This is a genomic window from Bradyrhizobium sp. (assembly GCF_030693485.1).
Classification (GTDB): domain Bacteria; phylum Pseudomonadota; class Alphaproteobacteria; order Rhizobiales; family Xanthobacteraceae; genus Bradyrhizobium.
Genome location: NZ_JAUYAN010000338.1, coordinates 21,826 through 32,716 on the forward strand (window position 1 = coordinate 21,826; position 10,891 = coordinate 32,716).

Here is a 10,891-nt window from a genome sequence, read left to right on the forward strand (position 1 = left end):
AAGGAAACGTCGATGCGCGCAGCCATCTTCAGGAACGGCGAGATCGTGGTCGATACCTTGCCCGAGCCGAAGCCGGCGGCGGGGCAGGTGCTGGTCCGGACACTGGCCTGCGGCATCTGCGGTTCCGACCTGCACGCCCGCAAGCACGCGCATCGCATGGTCGAACTTTCCAGGCATTTCCCCGGCCGCAGGCCGATGGACCTTTCCCGCGACATCGTGTTCGGCCATGAATTCTGCTGCGAGATCCTCGATTACGGGCCGGGCACCGCGCGCAAGCTGAAAGCCGGCACCCGGGTCTGCTCGCTGCCGGCGCTGCTGACGGCGGAAGGCCCGCAAGGCATCGGCTATTCCAACGACAATCCCGGCGGCTATGCCGAGCGCATGCTGCTCAGCGAGGCGCTGCTGCTGGAGGTGCCAAACGGGCTGGCGGCCGAGCACGCGGCCCTGACCGAACCGCTCGCGGTCGGCGTGCACGCCGTGGCGAAGGCCAATATCCGCGGCGACGAGGTGCCGCTGGTGATCGGCTGCGGCCCGGTCGGGCTGGCGGTGATTGCGGCATTGAAGCTGAAAGGATTGCACCCGATCGTCGCCGCCGATTATTCGCCGGCGCGGCGCGCGCTGGCCGAGAAGATGGGCGCCGATATCGTCGTCGATCCCGCGCGGTCGCAGCCTTATGCGACCTGGGCTGCGCACGCCGCGATGTCGCCGGAGCAGAAGGCGGCGCGGCCGCCATTGCAGGCCTTGCTGCCTGCGCTCAAGCCCGCGCTGATCTTCGAATGTGTCGGTATCCCCGGCCTGATCCAGCAGGTATTCGAGGGCGCGCCACGCGACGCCCGCATCGTCGTGGTCGGCGTCTGCATGGAAACCGACCGCTCCGAACCGATGCTCGGCATCATGAAGGAGCTCAACGTTCAATATGTGCTGGGCTATACGCCGGACGAATTCGCCCATTCGCTGCGCCTGATCGCCGAAGGCGAGGTCGATGCCGGTTCGCTGGTCACCGCGACCATCGCGATCGACGGGGTTGCACAGGCGTTCGCCGATCTCGCCAATCCGGAGCGGCACACCAAGATCATTGTCGAGCCATGGCGGTAGGCATGGCCCGTGATGATTCCGATCGTCCGCCGGTGCTCGCGCATCAGCGCTTTGTTGATGATCGGGAATCCTTCGCGGGGCTCGATCTGCAGCAGCGTTTTCGGCGCATTCACGACACCAATCTGTGGGGTGCGCCGGAATCTACATCGGGACTCGGATCGGAACTGGACGCCACCGCGGTGCTGCGCGCCGAACTGCCGCGGCTTCTCCAAAAGCTCGGCGTGACTTCGCTGCTCGACGCGCCCTGCGGCGATGCGGGCTGGATCAGCACAGCCGATCTCGAGGTCCGCTATGTCGGCATCGATATCGTGCCTTCACTGATTGACAGCCTGCGGGCTCGCGCCGCCGCTGGTGATATCAAGGGTGAGCATCATCTCGCTGATATCACCGCGGACGTGCTGCCACGGTGCGATGCTATTTTGTGTCGCGATTGCCTCGTGCACCTGTCGTTCGCCAATATCGAGCGTGCGGTCGCGAATTTTCATGCGTCCGGCGCGACCTGGCTGATCGCGACCACCTTTCCGGAGTGGCAGAGCAATGCCGATTGCGAGGACGGCGACTGGCGCGCGCTGAATTTCGAACGCGCGCCGTTCAGTTGGGGGCCGCCGCTTGAATTGCTCAACGAGAATTGCCTGGAGGCGGGCGGCGGCTGGCGCGACAAGAGCCTGGGCGTGTGGCGGCTGGCTGCACTCCCCCAATGAGTCGGGACTCGCGTTTGCCGGTCTGGCCAATCATTGAGCCCTGACGGTAGAGTGTTGAATTAAGTCGTAACGGGAGATGGAACATGATCGCGCTGACCTCAAGGGACGTCCTGCCGGAAGACGGCACCAGCGGCACGCTGGTGGGGCGGGTCTGGATGCCTGGTGTGGCAGGCCCGGCCGTGGTGGCGGTTCGCCATGACGGCGTGTTCGATGTCAGCGCGCGGTTCTCCACCGTGAGCGCACTCTGCGAGCAAGCCAACCCGGCGGACGCGCTGCGTGGAGCTGCAGGGGAGCGGATCGGCGATCTCGAAAGCATCGTCGCCAATACGCCACCCGATCGCCGCGACAGCACAAAACCCTGGCTGCTGGCGCCGCTCGACCTGCAGGTCCTGAAAGCGGCGGGCGTCACCTTCGCGATCTCGATGCTGGAGCGCGTGATCGAAGAGCGGGCGCGCGGCAACCCCGCCTCGGCGGAAGCTATCCGCAAGGAAGTGGTGCGGCTGGTCGGCGACGATCTCACAAAGCTCAAGCCGGGATCGCCGGAAGCGATGAAGCTGAAGGCGGTGCTGATCGATCAAAACGCCTGGAGCCAGTATCTCGAAGTCGGCATCGGCCCCGACGCGGAAGTGTTCACCAAGGCACCGACATTGTCCGCGGTCGGATCGGGCATGGATGCCGGCCTGCATCCGAAATCGACCTGGAACAATCCGGAGCCGGAGGTGGTGCTGGTGGTGTCGAGCCGCGGCGCCATTGTCGGCGCGATGCTCGGCAACGACGTCAATCTGCGCGACTTCGAGGGGCGCTCGGCGCTGCTGTTGTCGAAGGCCAAGGACAACAACGCCTCCTGCGCCGTCGGCCCGCTGCTGCGGCTGTTCGACACCGGTTTTTCGCTCGACGACGTACGCAGGATGGATGTCGGACTGACGGTGAAGGGACAGGATGGGTTCGTCCTCAACGGTCATTCGTCGATCAGCAAGATCAGCCGCGATCCCACCGACCTGGTCGCCCAGACCATCGGGCCGGTGCATCAATATCCCGATGGTTTCGCGCTGTTCCTCGGCACGATGTTCGCGCCGGTGAAAGACCGCGATGCGCCGGGCGAGGGGTTTACGCACAAGCGCGACGATATCGTCACGGTATCCGCGCCGCAGCTCGGCAAACTGGTCAATCGCATGCGCACCAGCGATGAGTGCGAACCCTGGACCTTCGGCATCGGCGAACTGATGCGAAACCTGGCGAAGCGGAAGATTCTGTAGGACCCGGGCTTGGGGCTGACCTCACACCGGCAGTGCGATCGAATACTTCACCTGGCTCAACGCGAAGCTCGACTCGATCGAGGCGATGCCGTCGAGCCGCGTGAGCTTGTTTTTCAGGAACGCTTCGTAGGACGACAGGTCGGCCGCGACCACGCGCAACAAATAGTCGCGGTTGCCGGTCATCAGATAGCACTCCAGCACCTCGTCCCATTTCGAGATCGCCTTGGCGAAGCGGTTGAGGTCTTCCTCTTTCTGCCGCGCCAGTTTGATGGAGATGAAGACGCTGACATGGAGCCCCAGGGATTTCTGGTCGACGGTGGCGATGTAGCGGGTGATGACGCCGCGCTGTTCCAGCAGCTTGACCCGGCGGTGGCACGGCGACACCGATAGGCCGACCTTGTCGGCGAGTTCCTGCATGGTGGTGCGGCCGTCGGATTGCAGCTGGGCGAGGATCTTGCGGTCCATGGCATCAAGGGTGTGCATTGGGATAAACTCTGAGTAGTGGGCCTCGGATTGGGATTTTATCCCAATAATGCCGGGCATGTCGCGGGAATTTGGGATTTTTGACGGCGGCCAAGGCGTTAACATTCCCCGATCTTTCGCCCTGCCGGGAGTATTGCCATGCCGATCGATCCCGCACGCCTCGAAACCCTGTCCGCGCTGGCCCGCAAGGTGCTTTGGCTGTCGTCGTGGACCATTCATCACGCCAACCACATCAGGCCCAACGCCGACGGGCTGAAGGTCGGCGGCCATCAGGCTTCGTCGGCCTCGCTCGCCAACATCATGTCGGCGCTGTATTTCTCGGTGCTGAAGCCGGAGGACAGGGTCGCGGTGAAGCCGCATGCCAGCCCCGTGTTCCACGCCATCCAGTATCTGTTCGGGCACCAGACCCGCGAGAAGCTGGAAAATTTTCGCGGGTTCAAGGGCGCGCAATCCTATCCATCGCGCACCAAGGACGTCGATGACGTCGATTTCTCCACCGGCTCCGTCGGCCTCGGCGTCGCGCAGACCTTGTTCTCGTCGCTGGTGCAGGATTACGTCAAGGCGCATGGCTGGATGAAGGACCGCCCGGAGGGGCGAATGATCGCCCTGGTCGGCGATGCCGAGATGGACGAGGGCAATATCTTCGAGGCGCTGCTGGAGGGCTGGAAGCACGGCTTGCGCAACACCTGGTGGGTGGTCGACTACAACCGGCAGAGCCTCGACGCCGTGGTGCGCGAGGGGCTGTGGGAGAAATTCGAATCCATGTTCCGCAATTTCGGCTGGGACGTGGTGATCGTGAAATACGGCCGCTTGATGCAGGCGGCATTCGCCGAGCCCGGCGGCGAGGCATTGAAGCGCTGGATCGACGCCTGCCCGAACGCGATGTATGCGGCGCTGTGTTTCCAGGGCGGCGCGGCCTTTCGAAAGCATCTCGACGACGAGATCGGCGATCAGGGCGCGGTGTCGCAACTGATCAGGCGGCGCAGCGACGACGAGTTGCTGACGCTGATGTCCAATCTCGGCGGTCACGACATGGCCAGCATGATCGAGGCGTTCGAGTCGATCGATCACGACCGTCCGGTCTGTTTCATCGCCTACACCATCAAGGGCATCGGCCTGCCGTTCCAGGGGCACAAGGACAACCATGCGGGCCTGATGACGATTACGCAGATGGAGAAGTGGCGCGGCGCGCAGAACATCCGGTCAGGCCAGGAGTGGGAGAAGTTCGAGGGCCTGGCGCAGGATCCGGCCGTGCTGGAGGCCTTTCTGGCCGATGCGCCGTTCAACCGCGACGGCCGCCGCAGGCTGACCGCGCCCGTGATCGAGGTGCCCAAGTGGCTGTCCTTCAAGCCGTCGCCGCAGATGTCGACGCAGCAGGGGTTTGGGCTGGTGCTCAACGAACTCGCGCGCGGCGACAGCGCGCTGGCCGCGCGCATCGTCACCGCGTCGCCCGATGTCACGGTGTCGACCAATCTCGGCGCCTGGGTCAACCGCCGCGGGCTGTTCGCACGTGCCGAGAAGGCCGATCTGTTCCGCAGCGAGAAGATTCCGTCGACCTTCAACTGGGACTTTTCGCCCAAGGGGCAGCACATCGAGCTCGGCATCGCCGAGATGAACCTGTTCATCCTGATGTCGGCACTGGGATTGTCGCATGCCATCAATGGCGAACGGCTGCTGCCGGTCGCGACCCTGTACGATCCCTTTATCCAGCGCGGGCTCGATGCGCTGAACTACGCCTGCTATCAGGACGCGCGCTTCATGGTGGCGGCGACGCCGTCGGGAATTACGCTGGCGCCGGAAGGCGGTGCGCACCAGTCGATCGCGACGCCGCTGATCGGCATGGCGCAGGATGGCCTCGCCTCGTTCGAGCCGGCCTTTGTCGATGAACTCTCCGTGATCATGGGCTGGGGTTTTGAGCATATGCAGCGCGAGGGGACGGCCGAGGGCGGTTCGGTGTATTTGCGGCTGTCGACCCGCACCATCGACCAGCCGCAGCGGATCATGACGCCGGAGCTGCAGCGGGGCATCACCGACGGCGCCTATTGGCTGCGCAAGCCCGGCGAGAACTGCGAGGCAGTGGTCGCCTATACCGGGGCGGTGGCGCCGGAGGCGATCGAGGCGATCGGCCTGATCGGCGAAAGCCGCAGGGATGTCGGCCTGCTGGCGATCACTTCGGCCGACCGGCTGCATGCGGGCTGGACTTCGGCGCGAAAATCGCGTCGCGACGGCCGCGGAGTGACGCATCTCAGCCATATCGAGAAACTGCTGGCGCCGCTGCCGCGCGATTGCGGCATCGTCACCGTGATCGACGGCCACCCGGCGACACTGGGCTGGCTCGGCAGCGTGCGCGGCCACCGCGTCGAGGCGCTCGGCGTCGAGCATTTCGGCCAGACCGGCAGTATAGGCGACCTCTACCGCCACCACGGCCTGGACGCCAACGCCATCATCGATGCCGCGGAAAGCCTGACGGCGGGCAGGCCGGTGCGGCATCGGAAGATGGCGGTTTAGTTTTTTTCATCGGACGGAGCAAGCCGGCCCCCACCCCGACCCTCCCCCGCAAGCGCGGGAGAGGGAGCGCACCGCGTTGCGTGAAGGACAGCGTCGGATTTACCAGATACTGAAGATAAGATCAGTAATTGCAACGAGTGCGGTATTTCCCCTCTCCCGCGCTTGCGGGGGAGGGCCAGGGTGGGGGCTCTCTCGGCACGCGCAAGTGCCAACGTCCGTCTTGCTTCCATCACAAACCTCACCCTATATTCCGCGCCTGCCGAAACGCGGCGTCCCGCATATGGCGGGTTCAATTCCCCCGGCTTTCGTGCAAGGATGCCTGCCGAACGCTCCGTTCTCCCTCCATTCGCTTCGAAATAAAGAGGTTTCCGATGGTCAACCGCATGCAATTCTACATCGATGGCGCCTGGGTCGATCCCGCCGTCAAGAAGTCCACCCCGGTCGTCAATCCGGCGACCGAAGAGGCGATGTATGAGGTTGCGCTGGGATCCAAGGCCGATGTCGACAAGGCGGTCGCCGCCGCCAGGCGCGCCTTCGAGACCTATTCGCAGACCACCCGCGAAGAGCGCGTCGCGCTGCTCACCAGGGTCATGGAGGTCTACAAGACCCGCATGAAGGACATCGGCGCCGCCGTATCCGACGAGATGGGCGCGCCGCTGCCGATGGCGGAAAAACTGCAGGCCGGCGCCGGCCTCGGCCATATCGCTTCCACCCTGGAAGTGCTCAAGAACTATCATTTCGAGGAGCCGGTCGGCTCCGCCATGGTGGTGCGCGAGCCCGTCGGCGTCATCGGCATGATCACGCCGTGGAACTGGCCGCTCAACCAGATCGCCTGCAAGGTCGCGCCCGCGCTTGCCGCCGGCTGCACCATGATCCTGAAGCCGTCGGAATTCACCCCGACCTCGGCGCTGATCTTCGCGGAAATCCTCCATGAAGCCGGCGTGCCGAAGGGCGTGTTCAACCTGATCAACGGCCTCGGCCCCGAGGTCGGCGCCGCGATGAGCGAGCATCCGGATATCGACATGATCTCGTTCACGGGCTCCACCCGCGCCGGCGTCGATGTCGCCAAGCGCGCCGCTCCGACGGTCAAGCGCGTCAGCCAGGAACTCGGCGGCAAATCGCCGAACGTCATCCTGGAAGGCGCCGACTTCGTCAAGGCCGTCACCGGCGGCGTCATGCACATGTTCAACAATTCCGGACAGTCCTGCAACGCGCCGTCCCGCATGATCGTGCCGCTGTCGAAGATGAAGGAAGTCGCCGCGATCGCGAAAAGCGTGGCCGACAAGACCAAGGCCGGCGATCCCCGTGCCGAAGGCACCACCATCGGCCCGGTCGTGTCCCGCATTCAGTGGGACAAGATCCAGACCCTGATCCAGAAGGGCATCGACGAAGGCGCCACGCTGGTTGCCGGCGGCCCCGGCCTGCCGGAAGGCGTCAACAAGGGCTTCTACGTGCGCCCGACCATCTTCGCCGACGTCACCAACGACATGACGATCGCCCGCGAGGAAATCTTCGGACCCGTGCTCACCATCCTCGGCGCCAAGGACGAGGAAGAAGCCGTCAAGATCGCCAACGACACGCCGTATGGTCTCGCCGGTTACGTCTCCGCCGATACGGTGGAGAGCGCCCGCCGGGTCGGTCGCCGAATCCGCGCCGGCAACGTCAACCTGCAGGGCATGCCCAACGACCGCACCGCGCCATTCGGCGGCTACAAGCAGTCCGGCAATGGCCGCGAGTGGGGCCAGTACGGCCTGGAAGAATATCTCGAGGTCAAGGCCGTCGCCGGCTACAACGCCGCGTAAGTTCGGCACGAGAGAAGAATGCAGCGCCGGGGCGGATCATCCGCTCCGGCGTTTTTGCGGTTTGGCCTTGCGTCAACAAACTCCCTGTCGTCCCTGCGTTCGCAGGGATGACAGCTTTATCCCCCCAGCGCGCCCTGCGTGTTCACGTACAGCGCGTAGATCGACTGGCTCGCGGCCATGAACAGCCGGTTGCGCTGCAACCCGCCGAAACACAAATTAGCGCAGCGTTCGGGCAGCGCGATGCGGCCGATCATGACGCCGTCGGGCGCGAACACCACGACGCCGTCGAGCTCGGGATCGCCCATGCCCCAACCGCACCACAGATTGCCGTCGATGTCGGCGCGCATGCCGTCGGGCGTGCCCGGGCCGGCGTCGACAAAGGTGCGCTTGTTCGAGAGTTTGTCGCCGCCGGCGGAGACGTCGTACGCCAGAATCCTGCGGGCCGGCACGCCGCGCGATTCGATGATGTAGAGAATCTTCTCATCCGGTGAGAAGCACAGCCCGTTCGGCCCCAGAATTCCCTCGGCGACGATGCTGGCCTTTCCGGTGGCGCCATCGATCCGGTAGACGTTCATGTCAATCTCGGACTCGGCCTTGTAGCCTTCGTAATTGCCGAGGATGCCGAACATGGGATCGGTGAACCAGATCGAGCCGTCGGATTTCACCACGACGTCGTTCGGCGAATTGAGCCGCTTGTCGTTAAAGGAATCCATCAGCACGGTGATGGCACCGTCATACTCGGTCCTGACGACGCGGCGGCCGCCATGCTCGCAGGTGACGAGACGGCCCTGGCGGTCGCGGGTGTTGCCGTTGGCGAAACCCGACGGCTTGCGAAAGATGCTGACGGCGCCGGTTTCCTCTTCCCACTTGATGATGCGCTGGTTGGGAATGTCGCTGCACAATAAATAGCGCCCGTCGCCGAACCATACCGGGCCTTCGGCCCAGCGCAGCCCCGTGGTCAGCCGTTCCACCGCCGACAGTTTCCACCAGTATTTTTCGAAGCGCGGATCGAGTGCGTGAATCGCGGGATCGGGATAACAGGTCGCCGGCTGCCAGCCGGCGTGGGGTGTTGCCTCGGACATTTGCTGTTCTCGTTGTTATGAATTCCTCACCGGACTTCGTCTGCTATCATTGCCCTTACAGGACGGCAAGCATTCGTGTACCGGACGCGGTGCAGCGTTCTTCGCGTTGCACCGCGTCCGGGGTACGTATCCTTGCCGCACCGCGGCCACCGCGCCATAGTTCGCGCAATGATGCGAACCAAGGGAATGAAATGCCACGCATATTGATGACCGGCGCAGCCGGCGGGATCGGAACGAGCCTGCGCAAACTGCTGCCGCCGGTCTATCCGGACCTGCTGCTGAGCGATTTGAACACGCCTGCCGATCTCGGCAAGGATGAAAAATTCAGGGCGGCCGATCTTGCCGATCTCGCACAGGTCGAGGCGATCTGCGAGGGCGTCGACGGCATCCTGCATTTCGGCGGGTTTTCGGTCGAAGGCCCCTGGGACGACATCCTGCAGTCCAACATCATCGGCTGCTACAATCTGTTCGAGGCTGCGCGCAGGAAGGGCGTCAAGCGGGTGGTGTTCGCGTCGTCAAACCATGCGGTCGGCTTTTACCCGCGCCATCACCGCATCGGCACCAACGTGACGCCGCGCCCCGACAGCCGCTACGGCGTGAGCAAGGTGTTTGGCGAGGCGGTCGGCGCGCTCTATGCCGACAAGCACGGGCTCGGAGTCACCTGTCTGCGTATCGGTAATTTCGGCGAGGTGCCGCTGGATCACCGCCGGTTGTCGATCTGGCTGAAGCCGGAGGACCTGGTACAGCTCTGCCGGATCGGGCTCGATCATCCCGACATCCATTTTGAAGTCCTCTACGGCGCCTCCTACAATGAACGTAGCTGGTGGGACAACCACCGCGCTTACGACCTCGGCTATCGCCCGACCGGCCGCGGCGAAGATCACCGCGAGCACGCGATGGCCGAACAGGCCAGGCTCAAGCCTGATCCGGTTGGCGACTTTTATCAGGGTGGCGCGTTCTGCGGCATGGAGTTCGACGGGGACAAGAGCCGGATCGTGGACTGGAAGTGACGGCCGTCAATCCGCGCTCTTCTCCCCCGCGATCCGCCCGAGATAATCCGACTTGCTGAATTGCATGTGGTCGACGCAAAGCTGTGCGAAGGCCCAGCTGTCGCGGCCGCGCAACAGGTCGATCATGTATTCGTGCTGGCGGCGCGACAGCGCCAGGCCTTCGGCGTCGGCGAGATTCTTCGCCCGCATCGGAAGGGTCAGGTTCATGTAGTCCTGCAGCGAGCGCACCAGATAGGGATTGCCGCAGGCGGAGAACAGCGCGACATGAAAGGCGTCGTTGGCTTCATGGATGCCGCGCAGGTCCTGCGCGTCGGCCCTGGCGCAGTATTGCCGCTGCAGCTCGGTGAGCTGCTCGATCAGGCTGGCAGGCGCGGGCAGGGCGACCATCAGCGCTGCCTGACGCGTCAGCATTTCCCGCACCTCGTAGATCTGGCGGACCTCCTCGCTCGAATAGCAGCGCACGGTGGCGCCGATATTCTTTTCGCGCAGCACGATCCCCTGGCGCTCCAGCTGGAACAGCCCCTGCCGTACGAAATGCCGGCTGGCGTGGTAGCGCGCCATCAAGCTGTCCTCGACCAGCCGCGAGCCCGGTGCGAAGCGGCCGAAGATGATGTCCTCCTCCAGCCGGCGGATCACGTCGGCCTGTTCTTCCTCGCGCGAGAGCGGGGACGTTTCCGGTGACGCTACCTGTGTGCTCATGGGCGCTCACTTGGGATCATGGCCGAAGTCAGCACGGGACGGCATTCATTGTCAATAATGACGGCTTTCTGCTTTCGTTTCCACAGATTCGTTGGTCCTGATTATCAAAGATTGACAATAATTCTGCGAACTTCATAAGTGAGGAAACGAAAGGAATTAACACGATGGCCGACGGGCTACGCAAGGGTTTGACCAGTTACGGCGATGCCGGCTTTTCGCTGTTCCTGCGCAAGGCCTTCATCAAGGCGATGGGCT

At 63.9% G+C, this 10,891-nt stretch carries 9 protein-coding genes; 6 read left to right on the forward strand and 3 right to left on the reverse strand.

Features of this window, described 5'->3' with window-relative positions:
• The first annotated feature begins 12 nt into the window (after positions 1-12).
• From Q8N40_RS25130 to Q8N40_RS25140, 3 genes are all read left to right on the forward strand, one after another.
• On the forward strand, positions 13-1,095 hold the full coding sequence (locus Q8N40_RS25130; protein ID WP_305713726.1) for a zinc-binding dehydrogenase: 1,083 nt from the start codon (positions 13-15) through the stop codon (positions 1,093-1,095).
• Between the two features lie 2 nt (positions 1,096-1,097).
• Complete coding sequence (locus Q8N40_RS25135) at positions 1,098-1,796, forward strand: class I SAM-dependent methyltransferase (protein ID WP_305713727.1); 699 nt, start codon at positions 1,098-1,100, stop codon at positions 1,794-1,796.
• A gap of 83 nt (positions 1,797-1,879) precedes the next feature.
• Positions 1,880-3,052 carry a fumarylacetoacetate hydrolase family protein gene (locus tag Q8N40_RS25140; RefSeq protein WP_305713728.1) on the forward strand — a complete coding sequence of 391 codons (1,173 nt, stop codon included), beginning with the start codon at positions 1,880-1,882 and terminating at the stop codon, positions 3,050-3,052.
• A gap of 21 nt (positions 3,053-3,073) precedes the next feature.
• Here the strand turns inward: Q8N40_RS25140 and Q8N40_RS25145 are convergent, their stop codons facing one another.
• Complete coding sequence (locus Q8N40_RS25145; RefSeq protein ID WP_305321547.1) at positions 3,074-3,535, reverse strand: Lrp/AsnC family transcriptional regulator; 462 nt, start codon at positions 3,533-3,535, stop codon at positions 3,074-3,076.
• Between the two features lie 138 nt (positions 3,536-3,673).
• Here Q8N40_RS25145 and Q8N40_RS25150 point away from each other — a divergent pair, with 138 nt between their 5' ends.
• Together Q8N40_RS25150 and Q8N40_RS25155 are read left to right on the forward strand one after the other, a co-directional pair.
• Complete coding sequence (locus Q8N40_RS25150) at positions 3,674-6,043, forward strand: transketolase (protein WP_305713729.1); 2,370 nt, start codon at positions 3,674-3,676, stop codon at positions 6,041-6,043.
• A gap of 371 nt (positions 6,044-6,414) precedes the next feature.
• Positions 6,415-7,845 carry an aldehyde dehydrogenase family protein gene (locus Q8N40_RS25155; protein ID WP_305322033.1) on the forward strand — a complete coding sequence of 477 codons (1,431 nt, stop codon included), beginning with the start codon at positions 6,415-6,417 and terminating at the stop codon, positions 7,843-7,845.
• Positions 7,846-7,961: 116 nt separating this feature from the next.
• On the opposite strand, the gene Q8N40_RS25160 is transcribed toward Q8N40_RS25155, so the two are convergent.
• Positions 7,962-8,927: an SMP-30/gluconolactonase/LRE family protein gene (locus tag Q8N40_RS25160; RefSeq protein WP_305713730.1), complete on the reverse strand. Its 966-nt coding sequence runs from the start codon at positions 8,925-8,927 to the stop codon at positions 7,962-7,964.
• A gap of 191 nt (positions 8,928-9,118) precedes the next feature.
• Between Q8N40_RS25160 and Q8N40_RS25165 the strand changes: the two genes are divergently transcribed.
• A complete protein-coding gene (locus tag Q8N40_RS25165; RefSeq protein ID WP_305322035.1) occupies positions 9,119-9,937 on the forward strand; it encodes an NAD(P)-dependent oxidoreductase in 819 nt (272 codons plus the stop codon).
• Positions 9,938-9,943: 6 nt separating this feature from the next.
• Here Q8N40_RS25165 and Q8N40_RS25170 read toward each other — a convergent pair whose 3' ends face one another.
• The gene (locus Q8N40_RS25170; protein ID WP_305713731.1) at positions 9,944-10,636 is read right to left on the reverse strand and encodes a GntR family transcriptional regulator; all 693 of its coding nucleotides are present in this window, start codon (positions 10,634-10,636) and stop codon (positions 9,944-9,946) included.
• Between the last annotated feature and the right edge of the window lie 255 nt (positions 10,637-10,891).

Coding starts and splice junctions, on each gene's coding strand:
- Q8N40_RS25135 (WP_305713727.1), top strand. CDS start 1,098: ATGGCCCGTGATGATTCCGATCGTCCGCCGGTGCTCGCGCATCAGCGC.
- Q8N40_RS25150 (WP_305713729.1), top strand. CDS start 3,674: ATGCCGATCGATCCCGCACGCCTCGAAACCCTGTCCGCGCTGGCCCGC.
- Q8N40_RS25160 (WP_305713730.1), bottom strand. CDS start 8,927: ATGTCCGAGGCAACACCCCACGCCGGCTGGCAGCCGGCGACCTGTTAT.
- Q8N40_RS25130 (WP_305713726.1), top strand. CDS start 13: ATGCGCGCAGCCATCTTCAGGAACGGCGAGATCGTGGTCGATACCTTG.
- Q8N40_RS25145 (WP_305321547.1), bottom strand. CDS start 3,535: ATGCACACCCTTGATGCCATGGACCGCAAGATCCTCGCCCAGCTGCAA.
- Q8N40_RS25140 (WP_305713728.1), top strand. CDS start 1,880: ATGATCGCGCTGACCTCAAGGGACGTCCTGCCGGAAGACGGCACCAGC.
- Q8N40_RS25165 (WP_305322035.1), top strand. CDS start 9,119: ATGCCACGCATATTGATGACCGGCGCAGCCGGCGGGATCGGAACGAGC.
- Q8N40_RS25155 (WP_305322033.1), top strand. CDS start 6,415: ATGGTCAACCGCATGCAATTCTACATCGATGGCGCCTGGGTCGATCCC.
- Q8N40_RS25170 (WP_305713731.1), bottom strand. CDS start 10,636: ATGAGCACACAGGTAGCGTCACCGGAAACGTCCCCGCTCTCGCGCGAG.